General features: G+C 69.2%; 11 protein-coding genes and 1 pseudogene. 5 read left to right on the top strand and 7 right to left on the bottom strand.

Annotation, left to right across the window (positions count from 1 at the left end):
• Positions 1–137: 137 nt before the first annotated feature.
• The 5 genes from epsA to HUA74_RS22420 are packed head-to-tail and all read right to left on the bottom strand — an operon-like array spanning position 138 to position 5,381.
• On the bottom strand, positions 138–950 hold the full coding sequence (gene epsA / locus HUA74_RS22400) for an exopolysaccharide biosynthesis glycosyltransferase EpsA (RefSeq protein WP_141642493.1): 813 nt from the start codon (positions 948–950) through the stop codon (positions 138–140).
• Complete coding sequence (gene epsB / locus HUA74_RS22405) at positions 947–3,238, bottom strand: GH44 family glycoside hydrolase EpsB (RefSeq protein ID WP_174456145.1); 2,292 nt, start codon at positions 3,236–3,238, stop codon at positions 947–949. The genes epsA and epsB overlap by 4 nt, the downstream gene beginning before the upstream one ends.
• 36 nt (positions 3,239–3,274) lie before the next feature.
• Positions 3,275–3,829, bottom strand: coding sequence for a serine O-acetyltransferase EpsC (epsC, locus tag HUA74_RS22410; protein ID WP_254624167.1), 555 nt, complete (start codon positions 3,827–3,829; stop codon positions 3,275–3,277).
• Between the two features lie 5 nt (positions 3,830–3,834).
• Entirely contained in the window at positions 3,835–4,863 is a 1,029-nt protein-coding gene (gene epsD, locus HUA74_RS22415; RefSeq protein ID WP_141642495.1) for an exopolysaccharide biosynthesis glycosyltransferase EpsD, read from the bottom strand.
• The gene (locus HUA74_RS22420; RefSeq protein ID WP_254625177.1) at positions 4,860–5,381 is read right to left on the bottom strand and encodes a hypothetical protein; all 522 of its coding nucleotides are present in this window, start codon (positions 5,379–5,381) and stop codon (positions 4,860–4,862) included. The genes epsD and HUA74_RS22420 overlap by 4 nt, the downstream gene beginning before the upstream one ends.
• A 70-nt stretch (positions 5,382–5,451) precedes the next feature.
• Between HUA74_RS22420 and epsE the strand changes: the two genes are divergently transcribed.
• From epsE to mgtE, 4 genes and pseudogenes are all read left to right on the top strand, one after another.
• Entirely contained in the window at positions 5,452–6,753 is a 1,302-nt protein-coding gene (gene epsE, locus HUA74_RS22425) for an exopolysaccharide biosynthesis GT4 family glycosyltransferase EpsE (protein WP_371817287.1), read from the top strand.
• A gap of 339 nt (positions 6,754–7,092) precedes the next feature.
• Positions 7,093–8,655, top strand: coding sequence for a response regulator EpsF (gene epsF / locus HUA74_RS22430; RefSeq protein ID WP_174456147.1), 1,563 nt, complete (start codon positions 7,093–7,095; stop codon positions 8,653–8,655).
• A gap of 102 nt (positions 8,656–8,757) precedes the next feature.
• Positions 8,758–9,741: pseudogene (locus tag HUA74_RS22435) on the top strand (hypothetical protein); the annotation flags it as partial.
• Positions 9,742–9,986: 245 nt separating this feature from the next.
• Positions 9,987–11,306: a magnesium transporter gene (gene mgtE / locus HUA74_RS22440; RefSeq protein ID WP_174456148.1), complete on the top strand. Its 1,320-nt coding sequence runs from the start codon at positions 9,987–9,989 to the stop codon at positions 11,304–11,306.
• 4 nt (positions 11,307–11,310) lie between these two features.
• Here mgtE and wzy read toward each other — a convergent pair whose 3' ends face one another.
• A complete protein-coding gene (wzy, locus tag HUA74_RS22445; RefSeq protein ID WP_371817288.1) occupies positions 11,311–12,903 on the bottom strand; it encodes an exopolysaccharide repeat unit polymerase in 1,593 nt (530 codons plus the stop codon).
• Positions 12,904–12,957: 54 nt separating this feature from the next.
• Here wzy and epsH point away from each other — a divergent pair, with 54 nt between their 5' ends.
• Complete coding sequence (gene epsH / locus HUA74_RS22450; RefSeq protein ID WP_141648136.1) at positions 12,958–14,265, top strand: exopolysaccharide biosynthesis glycosyltransferase EpsH; 1,308 nt, start codon at positions 12,958–12,960, stop codon at positions 14,263–14,265.
• 8 nt (positions 14,266–14,273) lie between these two features.
• Here the strand turns inward: epsH and HUA74_RS22455 are convergent, their stop codons facing one another.
• A complete protein-coding gene (locus HUA74_RS22455) occupies positions 14,274–15,074 on the bottom strand; it encodes a nucleotidyl transferase AbiEii/AbiGii toxin family protein (protein WP_254625178.1) in 801 nt (266 codons plus the stop codon).
• Positions 15,075–15,098: the final 24 nt, after the last annotated feature.

Here is a 15,098-nt window from a genome sequence, read left to right on the forward strand (position 1 = left end):
AGTCGATTCGCGCGCACCACTTGCTCCGCCTGGAGGCTCTTGGTGGTGAGTCAGTGCTGCAGCGGCTTCACGGCCTCGTTGACCTTCGGGGGATGTGCGAGGCCGCGCTCGTCGCCACCTGGGCAGGCGTGGGGTGGCTACTCCGACTTCCCACCCGTCCGCTGCCAGAACTCACGCACCAGAATCGTCGCGAAGCGCGAGTCATTCAGGATGTACCGGCGCCACAGGCGCTTGGGTTCATTGACCAGACGGTAGAGCCACTCGAAGCCCGCCTTGGAAATCCACTGCGGCGCGCGCTTCGCCGTACCCGCGATGAAGTCGAACCCCGCCCCGATGCCAATCGCAACGGTGGGCCCCAGCTTCCCGGCCACCTGCGAAATCCACACCTCCTGCTTCGGACTCCCCAACGCCACGAAGAGCAGGTGCGGATCCGCCTCCCGAATCTTCGCCACAATCGGGTCGTTCTGCGCATCCCCCCCATCCGTCTTCACCATCGGCGAGTCCCACCCCACCACCTCCACGCCGTACGTATCCTTCACCTGCTTCGCCACCTTCGCCGCCACGCCAGGGCCCGCGCCGAGCAGGAACACCCGCCACTTGCGCTCCGCCCCCAGCTTCATCAGCGGGAGAATCAAATCCGAGCCGGCGATGCGCTCGGGCAACGTCACGTCCATCGCCTTCGATGCCCAGACAATCGGCATCCCATCCACCACCGAAATCGTGGCGCGCGAGTACGCCTCGCGGAACTGCACGTTGTCCTCCGCCAGCACCACGTGGTCCACGTTGGCCGTGAAGACGTAGCCGCCCTGGTGCAAATCAACCAGGCGCCCAATCTGCTGCACGGCGTCCTCGAACGTCAGCTGGTCGATGGCCAACTGGCCAATGTGCAGGCGCGGGCGGCCCGTGGTGAACGGCGTCGGCTTCGGAGTCTCGGGGGTCGCGGCACTCATGGCTTCTTCACCGTCAAATCAAGCACTGTCATCGAGTAGGGCGGCAGCCGCTGCGTCAGCGTCCCCGCCGTCTTGCTTCCAGCCGTCTGCTCCAGGAACCCACCCGGCGCGCCCGAATACCCGAGCACGCGCGCACCCTCGAGCGTCCCACAACCCTTCAACTCGACCCGAGCCTGCGCGGCCTGGTCCGGGTCGAAATTCAACACCACCGCCACCAGCTTCGTCCCCGACTCGTCTCGCGAGGCGAACACGCTGGTGCCCTCCTCCGCCTTCGCCGGCACCCAGTAGTCCTGGAAGTGCCCACCGCGCCCGTCGAAGTCCCTGAACGCTCGAAACGCCCAGAACACCGGGCTGCCATTCGTGGGGTACTGCCAGAAGTACGCGGAGTAGATGTTCTCCTGCGCGAAGCGACCCAGCGCCTCGGCCTGCGCCAGTCCGCCGCTCATGTGGCCGAACGCGCCGAAGTTGTACTCGCCGATGGAGATGCTCCGGCCCGGGTAGTTCTGCGCGATCCACTCCTTGAGGCGCGGCAACAGGCGCACGGGCTCTGCAATCCAGGACTCGTCCTTGTACGTCGGGTCCCACAGGCCTCGCGTCGAGCGGATGCGGCGCGCGTTCGTCTCCGGGTCCGTGTTCCCCTCGAGCCCCACGCCGACGTTCGTCTGCGGGTAGAAGTGAACGTCCACCACGTCGAGGATGCGCACGCCCGTCTTCTTCTCGTGCTCGCGAAGCTGCCGCAGGTACCACGGCAACAGCGGCACATCCCCGTGCGCGCGGCGGTCCGAGTGCGGCGCCTTGCCCGGCGCGAAGTCCGCCGCCGACCAGAGGTAGTTCGTCCAACCCCACTCGGCCGGGCCCGCGATGAGCGCCTCCGGGTCCGCCTTCCGCACCGCGGTGCCGTACGCAATCGTCCGGGACAACAGCCCGTCGTACGTGAGCGGCTCCGGGAAGACATCCCGATGCGTCGAGTTCCAGAGCATGGGCTCGTTGTCCAGGATGTACATCCGGACGTTGCGCTCCCCTCCGCGCGCGATGTCCCGCTCGCGGATGGTGCGGACCCACTCGGCGACGAACTCGGGCGAGGCCTCGGTGCTCGTCTGGGACGGAGCGCCCGGCTTCAGCGGTGTCCCATCGCGCGTGACGCCGTTGCCGGAGCCGTTGTCCTCGCCGCGCTGCGGACCGAACTTCGACACCGGGAAGCCCACCGACGTCGTGTCCTTCGCCACCCAGCCAATCAGCGGCACCGTGACGGCGGACATCATGCCGTGCTTCCGGTTGGAGGCGATGAAGTCCTCGTAGCTCAGGCCGATGTCCACGTTCTGGAAGAACCAGTCGTTGGCCGTGTTCCACGCGCCGCCCAGCTTCCAGTTGTAGCGGGACGTGGGGTTGCCGCCCCAGCGGCGCGTCGTCGCGCCCATGCGGTACTGGTGCTGGTCCTTCTTCTCGCGCAGGCCATCCATGGCGATGCCGTAGATGAGCGGGCTGATGCGATGGCCGGGCGCGGTGCAGTCGATGGTCAGCTTCGTCTCGCGCCCGCTGCCCTTGCCGGTGCGTCCCCCGCCCGCGGCGAGCGCGGCGGCGACCTCGGGAGGCAGCGGCACCAGCGACACCTTGTCGAAGAGCACCCAGTCGCGCCCCACGTCCTTGGACGCGCGCAGCACCACGCGGTCGAACGCCTCGCCGCGCGGGTTGAGCAGCTCCATGGGGATGAGGATTTCAGACCACTCGCCGTCCTTACGGACCTGGAGCTCGGAGGTAATCGGGATGCGCGGGAAGGAGGTGGAGCCCTGCGCGTCCAGCCGTACTTCGAGGAACTCGCCGTAGGACTCGGGCGCGCTCAGGCGCAGGGACAGCGCGCCGAATGAACCCTCCAGCTTCGGGCGGTACAGAATCCAGCCGCCGTAGTTGAACAGGCGCATGCGCGCCGGAGCACCCCGAGGCAGCTCACGCGGCGCCCAGCCAATGTCCTTCCATCCGGTGCCCAGGCCCCCGTCGTAGAGCGCCTCCAGCGTGGCGGAGGACGCGGTCGCACCGGAAGCCGCCGTGGTGCCGGACGCGTTCTTCACCTCTCCGGAGGTCTCCGTGGTGCCGGACGCGTTCCTCGCCTCGCCGGACGCCTTCTTCGCCTTGCCCGCTGCCTTGGGTGACGCGCTGGCCATGGGCTCGGCGCCGGTGCCGTCCTGGGCCTGGAGTCCCTGGGCCACCGCCATCGTGCCGCCGACGACGAGCGCGCACGTCAACACGGCCGCGCCGGCCTTCCTCCGCGAACCCTTCACGCCGTCCTCCATGAACTCATCTCCCCCGGGCTCGCCGTGAGGCGGGCCTCACAGCACCACGTCGTCGGTGTCCTTGCGTGGGAAGACGCGGGCGGGAATGCCCACGGCCACGCTGTCCGGCGGAACGTCCTGGAGCACCACGGCATTCGCGCCAATCCGCGAGCGCGCGCCAATGCGCACCGGCCCGAGGATGCGCGCCCCGGCCCCAATCCACACATCGTCCTCGATGGTCGGGTAGCCGTTGTCCTTGGCGGTGCCCACGGTGTTGTTGCCGTAGAAGCGCACCCGGTCGCCGATGCGCGCGTCGCCGCCAATCACGATGCCCAGGCTGTGCACGAAGTACACGCCCTTGCCCAGCGTGACGTCCTTGCCAATCTCAATCCCCATCACCGCCGTCTGCGCCACGCGCAGCACGTGGTTGACCAGGGGGATGTGGTAGTCGAGCGCGGCCTCGCGGGCGCGGTTCAGCGCGGTGATGCGGTACGAGTCACTGGTGAGCACCATCTTCGCGATGGACTTCGCGCCGGTGTCGCCGTTGGCGGCCTTCGCCAGCTCCAGTGCATCGGAGACCAGCGCGCCGAGCATCGAGCGCTTCGACTTCATGATGTTCATCGTCTCCCCCCGCCCTGGAGGTAACGCGCGACCTCGCGGGCGATGCCAGTCCATCCACCCGCCTCGTTGCGAGCGCCCCGCAGGTACTCCATGCCGTACACCACGGAGGTGCCCGCGAACGCCGCCTTCTCCAGCCCCAGCTTGTCCGCCGCCTTCGCCGCGCGCATCACCGCGCCCGTCAACAGGCGCGTGGCCTCCGGGGCCACCACGGTCGCCGCGAGCAGCGGGCGCGCCAGCGGGTTCGTCTCGAACAGGAGCCGCCACGGATTCACGCCGCGCACGTCCGGGTGCTTGCGCGCCACCTGCGTGTCGAACATGCCGTAGCGGTGCGCGCGCTTGAGCCAGCGCTCGAAGGACACGTGGTCACTGCCGTGCAACACATACGCGTCGCTGGCGAAGACGAAGGAGCAGCCGGCCTTCTCCAGCCGCACGCCCAGCTCCACGTCCTCGGACTGGCCCAGCGACTTGTCGAAGCCGCCCACGCCCACGTAGTCCTCGCGATGGAAGGACACGTTGCCGGTGTACAGGTGGTTGCCGTGCGCGCGGGCGCCGGGGACGGAGAGCTCCTCCGCCATGCGGTGGTTGAGGTACGCGTACCAGCGCTCGAACAGCGGCATGTCGCCAATGGACGGGTCCGGCCGGATGCGGCCGAGCACCACGTGCCGCGAGCCCGCGGGGTGGTGGTCCAGGTGCCGCTCCAGGAAGTCGTTCGCCACCTGCATGTCGTCGTCGGTGACGAGCACGACTTCACCCCGCGCGGCCAGCACGCCCCGGTGCCGCGCGGCCGCGGCGCCCGCGTTGGCTTGCACCTCCACGCGCAGGGCATAGGGCAGCTTCGCGGTGAGGGCGAGCAGCGGCTCCTTCACCGGCTCCTTGGAGCCGTCATCCACGACGACGACCTCGAACCGCTCGGGCGCGAGCGTCTGGGTGGCGAACTGCTCCAGCAGTCGGGAGATGAGGGGGAGCCGGTTGTAGGTGGCGACGACGACGCTGAGGCGGAGCGACGGGGCGTCAGGAGACGTCATGGCTTCTTCTTCCTGGACGACGAGGCCCGGCCCTTCTTCTTCGGCCGGGGGAAGGTGACGCTGCCCACGAAGCGCTCCGCGCCGATGAAGTCCATCGTCTTGCGAGCCGAGCCGAAGTCGGTCTCCCCCAGGGTGACGCACAGGAGGACGCCGTCGGCGGCGAGCGCCAGGGGGAGGCTTGCGGGACGGGTGAGGACGGAGTCGATGACGGCCACGACGCGCTCACCCCGGGCGACGCGCTCGCGCAGCTCCAGCACGCGGCGGGGCGCCTCCGCGGGGGAGATGCTGGTGGCGTCTTCCAGGTGGATCTTCTGCGTGGCCGCGTATGGGGCGCCGGCCTCCAGGATGGCGGTGGCGGCCTCCAGCGCGGGGGCGCCCGGGTGGGCGGGGACCACGGTGAGGTAGGCCCAGCCGGTGCGCTCCAGGGCGAACCACAGCCGTTGAAGCGCCGGGGACGGCACGGTGCCGTCGGAAACCTCGGCGTCCGAGGGAGTGGAGGGTGCGCTGGAATCGGCCATGGAGCGCCGCCCGGTATAGCGCAACGCATGGCGTCGGCCCAACGACCTGCCCGGGCGGGCGGGGGAGCGGGTGTCTATCGACCTGCCCCCGGTGATTCCGGGGCCCGCCGCCCGGGCGTGGGGGCGGGCGTGTTATGGAAAGTTCGTGCAGAAGATTGGCTATCTCATCCCTGAGTTTCCCGGACAGACCCACATCTTTTTCTGGCGTGAGCTTCAGGCGCTGCCGGGCAAGGGCGTGACGCCGGAGCTGGTATCCACCCGTCCTCCGCCTGCGCGCATCATTTCGCACAGTTGGGCGCAGGAGGCGATGGCTCGCACCGAGTACCTCTCACCTCCGGGGGCCCTGGGCGTGGCCAAGGCGGCGGCGGAGGTAGCTCGCGCCATGCCCACGGGATGGGCCCGTTGTCTGGCGTCCATTGCTCGCGCGGAGGGCTTGGACGCGAAGGGGCGCGCGCAGCTCCTGGCCTTCGCCGTCATGGGTGGGCGCCTGGCGGCGCTGGCGCGTGAGCGCGGGTGGACGCACGTGCATGTGCATTCATGCGCCAACGCGGCGCACGTGGCGCTGTTCGCGAACCTCCTGTCGGGGCTGACGTACAGCATGACGCTGCATGGTCCGCTGGACGACTACGGGCCGAACCAGAAGGAGAAGTGGCGCCACGCGAAGTTCGCCTTCGTCATCACGAAGAAGCTGCTGGGGGAAGTGAACCAGGAGCTGGCGGGGCACCTGCCTCCGCGCATCGAGCTGGCGCCCATGGGCGTGGAGCTGGGCAAGTTCAACCGCACGGTGCCGTACTCGGCGTGGACGGGCGAGGGTCCGCTGCGCATCTTCTCGTGCGGCCGTCTCAACCCGTGCAAGGGGCACGCGGACCTCATCGACGCGGTGGGCATGCTGCGCGCGAAGGGCATCGACGCGCGGCTCGCGATTGCAGGCGAGGACGAGGCGGGTGGCACCACCTACCGCAAGGTGCTGGAGGCGAAGCTCGCGGAGACGAAGCTGGGCGACGCCGTGACGCTGCTGGGCGCGGTGAGCGAGGACAAGGTGCGCGGCGAAATCGAGCGCTCGCACATCTTCGCGCTGGCGAGCCTCCAGGAGCCGCTGGGCGTGGCCATCATGGAGGCGATGGCCATGCGCGCGCCGGTGGTGGTGACGGGCGCGGGCGGCGTGAAGGAGCTGGTGGACGACGGCGTGGACGGGCTGCTCGTGCCGCCGCAGGAGCCTCGGATTCTCGCGGAGAAGCTGGAGCAGGTGGCGCGAGACCCGAAGGAAGCCGCGCGCCTGGGCGAGGCCGGCCGTCGCAAGGTGGAGACGCAGTTCAGCAGCGAGAGAAGCGCGGACATGCTCGCGCTGATGCTTCAGCGCGCGGTGGTGTAGTCCGCACGGCGAGGGGTGGCTCGGAGGGAAGGGCGGCATGCGGGCGCCCTCCACGAGCCGCGCCGTGGATCCACGGGGCCTTCGGCGCATCGCCGCCCAGTCGCTCGGACCCTGGCCACGCGCCCGTCGACATGACGGGGGAGCGTGCCACCGCGTCCCTGGCTCCATACCTTTGAGACTGAACCGGTGGAATCCTCGTGCTTCGCCGTGAGGAGGGCGACCGGGCGTCCGGGCCCTGTGTCGTCAGGGGCTGGGCGGGCCGAGGTGTCGTGGGGGGCTGATCATCGGGGCCGCGCTGATTAAGCGAAGGGGACCTCGGGAGAGAAGGGAGGACCGGCCTTGGAAGGCACCGAGCAGCTCACCCCTCGCGCTCCCGTCCAGGTGGAGCCACAAAGCACCAGCATCCTCATCGTGGACGACCACGCATCGAACCTGCTCGCGCTGGAGGCCATCCTCGAGCCGATGGGACAACGGCTGGTGAAGGCGTCGTCGGGGAGGGAGGCACTGAGATGTCTCTTGCGCGAGGACTTCGCGCTCATCCTCCTGGATGTGCAGATGCCCGGCATGGATGGGTTCGAGACGGCCCGCATCATCCGGCAGCGAGAGCGCACCCGCTACACGCCCATCATCTTCCTCACCGCGCACGGGCGCGACGAGTCGAACCTGGTGCACGGCTATGCGGCGGGGGCGGCGGACTACGTCGTCAAGCCGTTCCATCCGGACGTGCTGCGCTGGAAGGCGGAGGCCTTCGTCGCGCTCCACCTGCGTCAGCGCGCCTTGCAGTTGCAGGAGGCGGCGCTGTGGGAGCGTGAGCGGCGGGTGCTGGAGCGACAGGGCGAGCAGCGGTTCCGCCGGGTGTTGGACTGCATGCCCCAGTTCGTCTGGGCGCTGCTGGCGGACGGCACCATCAGCTACGCCAACCGGGGATGGCTGGATTACGCGGGGCTGTCACCCGAGCAGGGTCGCCAGCGCGAGGAGAACCTGCGCTGCTTCCATCCGGAGGACGTGGGGCGCGTGCAGCTCACCTGGAATGCCTTGCAGCGCTCGGGGCGGCCGAAGGAGCAGGAGTACCGGCTGCGCCGCGCGACGGACGGAGAGTTCCGGTGGTTCCTCTGTCGCACGCTGCCGGAGCGGGACGAGGTGGGGCGGCTCGTCGGGTGGATATCGACGGCGACGGACATCGACGACGCGCGCCGCGCGGTGGAGTCCCTGCGGGCGACGAGCGAGGCGAAGGACATGTTCCTCACCATGGCGGCGCACGAGCTGCGCACGCCGCTCCAGGCCGCGCGCAGCTACGCGGACCTGGCGAAGGTGAAGGCGGCGGCGGAGCTGACGCCGAACGTGGACCGGGCGCTGGCGGGCATCCATCGCAGCGTGAGCCGCATGGCGCGGCTGGTGGAGAACCTGCTGGACGTGGGGCGCCTGCAGCGTGGAGAGCTGTGCCTGGAGGAGAGCGACGTGGACGTGGGCGTGCTGCTCCACGACGTGGCGAAGCACTTCGAGCCCCTGCCGGAAGGGTGGCGCATCGAGGTGTCTGCGCCGGAGGACCTGTCGCTGCGGGCGGACGGAGAGCGGTTGGACCAGGTGTTCAGCAACCTGGTGTCGAATGCGCTGCGCTATTCGCCGGACGGAGGGGCCATCCAACTGGTCGCGAGAGCGGAGCCCGGGTGGGTGCACGTCGAGGTGATGGACCATGGGCTGGGGATTCCCTCGGACCGGCTGGAGAGCATCTTCGAGCGCTTCGGTCGCGCGCACGGCGTGGCCTACGGCGGGTTGGGCCTGGGGCTGGCCATCGCCCGAGGCATCGTCGAGCGCCACGGAGGACGCATCTGGGCGGAGTCGGCGGGCCGCGCGGGCGAGGGCAGCTCCCTCCACATCCTGCTGCCGAGGTCCTTGAGTTGATGCCCTCGCGCTGAGCGAGTCCTGCCCCCGCGAAATGTCGGAGCGCATTGGTATGGGTGAAGACCACTCAGGTGGTTTGGCGCCCCATGCCGGAGGGCTGCGATGGGTCGTGGTAGGGCATTGGTATGGTGGTTGTTGTTGCTCGGGGTGACGGGTTGCTCGTCGACCCGGGTGGTCCGTCTGGACACGGGCACGGGCTCGCCTCGGGTCCACACTCCGCGAGAGGACGAAGACGCGGCTCCGGTGGAGCTGGATGAGGACGCCTTCGAGGAGGCGGTGGCGAAGCTCGCGCGGGACGTGAGGCCCTTCGAGCATCCCTTGAGGGACGCGCGACAGCGCTTCGGCGTACCGGAGCGTGGCGGGGTGTATCTGTATGAAGGGCGCAGGCTCGTCCCGGTGGGGGACGGGGGTGATGCGTCAGCGCCCCAGTTGCTGGAGTCGTACGCGGACGAGGTGCTGACGCGTGACTACGGCCGCTGGTGTGAGCGCGAGCATCAGGGCGGCGACTGTCTCCGGCTGCTGGAGGAGGGGCCGCTGTTGGGGAGCGATGGCAGGTACGCGCTGGCGCTGGCCATCGCGATGGAGGGGGTCTGGGAGGAGACGGACGAGGCGCTGGAGGGCCTGGCGAATCCACACGCGGTCCGGGCGACGCTGACGGCGTCGGTGGCGATGTACCTGCTCTTGTGGTCGCTGCCGGAGCCGTTGTCGAAGGGGTTGGCGTCGTTGCTGACGGCGACGGCGATTGCGTACCTGGGTGTGGACACGGTGTGGCGGGCGTTGGAGGCGTGGGTGGTGATGGTGCGGAGGGTGGATGCGGCGCGTACGTTCGAGGAGCTGAGCGCGGCGGGTGAGGCGTACGGGGACGCGCTGGGAGAGAACGCGGCGCGAGTCTTCGTGATGCTGGCGACCGCGGCGGTGGGGAGCACGGCGGGGCTGGCGGTGACGGGCGTGGGGCTGCCGGGCTCGGCGCAGGCCGCGTTGGCCGTCGAGGGGCAGGCGGGCTTCGCCTTCTCCGCGCTGCGGAGCGTGGAGTCGGTGGCGCTGACGGCGGAGGGCTTCACCGTCGAGCTGGCGCCCACCGCGCTGATGACGGGGCGCGACGCGCGGAAGCGGTAGGCGGGCCGCGGGTCGAGGTCGTTCAACCTGGAGGGGATACGGGTTCCTGTCCGAACCCGTGAAGGACTCGTCACGGCTCGTGCGCGCGGGTTCACACTCGTGCTCGCGGGTGTCCTCCAGCGGGCGTTTGAGGTTTCCACGCCTCGGGCGCCGTGCTTGAACGCGTCCCCAGTGCGAGGCCGGCATCCGGCCCCGTGCGCGCAGGGAGGCGAGCCGTGGCCCCCGAGTCGGACCCCATCCACGAGGACGAGCTGCGCGACGCGTGGCCCGTGCTCGCACCTCGAGACCGGGTCGAGGGCTTCCGGCTTTTGCCGCCGTCGAGCGCGGACGACTTCTTCCTTTCCCTCTCCTCGAATGACCAGGCGGGGCTCCTCCAGGCCCTCACCCCGAGCGAGCGGCGCATCTGGATGCGAGTGCTCCCCCCGGACGACGCCGCGGACGTCATCCAGAGCCTCCCCGTCGAGGAACACGCCGCCTGTCTCGCCCTGCTGGATGACACCTCTCGCCGCGAGGTGCAGGTGCTCCTGGCCTACGCCGAGGACGCCGCGGGCGGCCTGATGAACCCGCGCTTCGTGCGCGTGCGGCCGGAGATGAGCATCGACGAGGCGCTCGGCTACCTGCGCCGGCAGGCCCGCGAGCAGGTGGAGACCGTCTACTCCGCCTACGTCCTGGACTCCGAGCAGCACCTGCTGGGCGTGGTCTCCCTTCGCCAGCTCTTCCAGGCCGCGCCCGGGAAGACGGTGCGCGACATCATGCGGACCGAGCCCGTCACCGTGCGGGAGGACGCCCACCAGGAAGGCGTCAGCCGCCTGTTCGCGGAGCACGGCTTGTCGGCCATCCCCGTGGTGGACGCACAAGGCCGCATGCGGGGCATCGTCACCGTGGACGACATCGTCAGCGTCGTCCAGGAGGAGGCCACCGAGGACATCCAGAAGGTCGGCGGAATGGAGGCGCTCGACGCGCCCTACTTCGACGTGGGCTTCTTCGCCATGGTGCGAAAGCGCGCCGGCTGGCTGCTGGTGCTCTTCGTGTCGGAGATGCTCACCGCCACCGCCATGTCCCGCTACCAGGACGAAATCGCGCGCGCCGTGGTGCTCAGCCTCTTCGTGCCGCTCATCATCTCCTCGGGTGGCAATTCGGGCAGTCAGGCCACCACACTCATCATCCGCGCGCTCGCGCTGACGGACGTGCGCCTGCGCGACTGGTGGCGCGTGCTGCGGCGGGAGCTGCTGTCGGGCCTGGTGCTGGGCGCGGTGCTCGGCACGGTGGGCCTGGCGCGCATCCTGCTCTGGCAGCACCTGTTCCACAGCTACGGCGAGCACGCGTCGCGGGTGGCGCTGACGGTGGGCCTGTCCGTGCTGGGCGTGGTGACGTGGGGGACGCTGTCCGGGGCCATGCTGCCGTTCGTGCTGCGCAGGCTCGGCTTCGACCCGGCGAGCGCGTCCGCGCCCTTCGTCGCCACCCTGGTGGACGTCAGCGGACTGGTCATCTACTTCACCACCGCGGAGCTGCTCCTGCGCGGCACGCTGCTGTAGTCCGTCAGCTCCGCTTCGCCAGCGCGGGCGACGCCGGGTCGTCCGTGTTGACGTAGACGATGGCGCCTGGAGGCGGCTCGGGGAGCAGGGGCGCGGTGGGCACCAGCGCGCTGTTCGGCATGGGCCACGCGCCGGTGGCCACGGCGAGCTTCCCGGACGTCACCACGCACAGCGAGGTGATGAACGTGCAGATATACGAGATGATGCCCATGTCTCCGAACACCTGATTGATGTAGCAGACGATGGCGCCGACGATGACCATGGCTGCGGCGCGGTGCTCGGAGACGTGCGAGCGATGGTAGGAGCGCACCGCGAGATAGAGGGTGACGACCAGGTACATCCACACGCCCGTGTAGCCAACCATTCCACCGAACGCGAACAACCCCAGCAGGGAGTTGTGCGGGTGGTAGCGGTACTGGGGGAACACGAAGGCGATGTTGGGCAGCGGAATCGGCTCCAGGAACTCGTGGCCGTAGCCGGTGCCGAGCAGCGGGAACTGGGTCCACGTCGCGATGACGTCCAGGTTCTCGATGTCGCGATAGTCCAGGTTGCCTTCGCCGCCCTCGCCGTCGATGAGTGAGCGGACCTTGTGCACGGGCGCGAAGGCGCCGCCGCGCGCGTTCCACCCCACCGCGAAGTAGACGACCAGCAGCGGGGCCAGCAGCACCATGCCCCGGCTGAAGGTGCGCTTGATTGCGGGCCACGGGGTGATGAGGTAGCCGGCCAGGAGGCAGCCCACGAAGCTGACGTAGGCGAGCCGGCGGTCGTTGTACATCATGCCCATGAAGATGCAGAACATGAGGAGCAGCCCGCGCAGCGCGTGAGCGCCCTTGGGCTTCTCCAGGAAGCGCATTGTCGCCACCAGCAGCGCGAAGTTGAACGTCATCGAGTCCGAGTGACACGTGGTGTACTCGACGAAGACGCCCATGGAGGGCACGACGATGGCGCCGAAGTAGACGCTGATGGCGGCCTTGGTCAGCCCCGCGGCGATGACGGTGCGCGCGAAGATGGGCCAGTCCTCCGGCCCGCGCATCGCATAGTGATACATCGCGACGATGAACGGCATCATCGCGGCCTGGTGCCACTGCCACAGCGAGTTCTTGATGTCCCCGCCGCGCATGACGCCGCGCACCTCCATGAAGAGGATGGCGATGAGGGACAGCGTCACCACGGCGATGAGGGGCCGGGGCATGGGCAGCGCGGGTGGGTCGATTTTCGACCGAGTCACCCGCCGGTACATGGCCAGCCCCAGCAGGCCGAGGATGAGCACGTCGACCAGGGGGAAGCGCAGCGCTCCAATCTTGGTGATGTAGCTGAGCTGGGCGAAGAGCAGCTCACCCAGGGGGTGGAGCGGCGAGGGCCAGAAGCCGGACTGGGGGCGCTCGGGGACGTAGTCCACGGCGAGGACCAGGTAGGTGACGGCCATGACGGGGTAGCGGACGGGGACCTTCACCACCAGCCACAGGACGGCGGCCACCAGGACTGGGGCCAAAGCGACCACAGGGTGCAGCAGGGCCCCGCCCACGGTGGCGAGCACCAGGGTGCCGAGCAGCGCCACGAAGCGCAGGTAGGAAGGCCGGTCCGGGGCGTACGTCACGACGCGGGGGAGGCTACATCTGGAGGGCCGGTTGGGATAGATGAAGGCACACGTATGCCTGCTCCCAGACCACGCGTCCTTCTGATTGCCGAGCTGTGCAACCCTGACTGGGTGAGTGTCCCGCTGGAAGGCTGGTCGCTCTACCGTGCGCTGGCCGAGGTGGCGGACGTGCACCTCGTCACGCATGTGCGCAACCGGGAGAACATCCTGAAGCAGGGGGTGCTGGAGGGCGCTGGATTCACGGCGCTGGACTCCACGCCGGTGGAGAAGCCGCTCGACAAGGTGGGGCAGCTCCTGCGGGGCACGGCGGGCGTGGGCTGGACGACGGCGACGGCGTTGAGCGTGCTGCCGTACTACTACTTCGAGGAGGTGCTGTGGCAGCGCTTTGGCGCGCGCATCAAGGCGAAGGAGTTCGACCTGGTGCATCGCTACACGCCCATCAGCCCGACGACGCCGAGCACGCTGGCGCGGCGGTGCAAGGCGGCGGGGGTGCCGTTCGTGATGGGGCCGCTCAACGGCGGGTTGCCGTGGCCCAAGGGTTTTGGTGGGGCGCGTCGGCGGGAGAAGGAGTGGCTGAGCTACGTGCGGGATGCGTACAAGCTGATGCCCTTCTACAAGTCCACGCGGGAGAGCGCGGCGGCCATCATCACCGGCTCGCGGGCGACGCGGGGGCAGGTGGCGGACACGTGGCAGGGCAAGACGGTGTACGTGCCGGAGAACGCCATCGACACGAAGCGCTTCGGCACGTCGAAGTCGGAGGGGCCAGTGGAGCTGCCCTTGCGAGTGGCCTTCGTGGGGCGCTTCGTGCCGTACAAGGGCATGGCCATGCTGATGGAGGCGGCGGCGCCGCTCATCCGTGAGGGCAAGGTGGTGCTGGAGTACATCGGCGATGGGCAGGAGATGCCGAACCTCAAGGCGCAGGCGGCGCGAGAGGGCATCGAGTCCGGGGTGACGTTCGCCGGGTGGGTGAAGCACCAGGAGTTGCAGGGGCGGCTGTCGAAGAACCACGTGTTCGGTTTCCCGAGCGTGCGCGAGTTCGGCGGCGCGGTGGTGTGCGAGGCGATGGCGTTGGGGTTGGTGCCCATCGTGATGGACTACGGCGGTCCGGGAGAAATCGTCAGTCCGGCGACGGGGTTCGCGGTGCCCATTGGGACGCCGGAGGAAATCGTGGCACGGGTGCGCGAGGTGCTGACGAAGCTGGTGGCGGACCCGTCCGTCATCCGTCCCATGGGGGAGCGGGCGCGGGAGCGCATCTTCAAATACTTCACCTGGAAGGCGAAGGCGGAGCAGGTGCTGGAGGTGTACCGCTGGGTGATGGGTGAGCGCGAGAAGCCGGACTGGGGCATGCCCCTGGCGGACTGACGCGCGCCTCACTTCCTGGGCCTCCAGGCCCAGGCTCGAGGACTCCACGTGGCGTCCTGTTCTTCCAGAAGGACGGGGTCGAGGAATCCGCGCACCGCATCGAGGAGCGCGTCGAGGGTCTTCCAGGGCAGGGCATCCTGGTTGGCCATGGCGCGGTAGGGCCCGCTCCACTCGGTGGGAGGCGGTGGAAGGAAGAAGGGCAGGGGGTGTGTCTTTCGGAAGGTGAAGGTCCGACAGAAGGCCGCGCGCAGAAGGTTCGCGTCGATGGCCCGCACCGTCCCGAGCAGCGCCAGGTCCGGCAGGTCCTTGACCCGTGTGTTGGGTCGAGCGCGCGGCAGGGTGTAGGCGTGGAGCTTCTCCGCGAGATGCGTCTCGAGGGGATAGAGGCGGAGCCGGGGTGGAGGGATGCCCGCGAAGCCCAGCGAGTCTTCCGCATCGAGGACATCGGGCTCACCGAGCAGCGGGTCCCCGAACGCCACGTCGACGCCGAAGGGGTGGCCGAACAGTTCTCGCTCGATGCGGCACTCGGCGCGGAAACGCCGTCCGTCATATCTCAGGCCCTCGGTCTGGATTTCAGGATGGTGGGTGTCGAGCCGAAGCTCGAAGCGCATGAAGTCGCCGAGGTCTAGCTGCCCTGCGTGCTGAAGGCGCGCGAGCAAATCCTTGGGGCTTCCCGTGAGGCGCAGGTCCACGTCGCGCGTCGTCCGTGCCCGCTCGAGCCGCAGCTCGAGGACCAGTCCGCCCTTCAGGGGGACAGCGTCTCCAAAGGCCTGGGTGGTGCGCGCGAGGAAGCGATGGAAGACGAGCAACTGGCGCCGACGGCTGAAGTCGTC

The organism is Myxococcus sp. CA051A (assembly GCF_013336705.1).
Lineage (GTDB): Bacteria > Myxococcota > Myxococcia > Myxococcales > Myxococcaceae > Myxococcus > Myxococcus llanfairpwllgwyngyllgogerychwyrndrobwllllantysiliogogogochensis.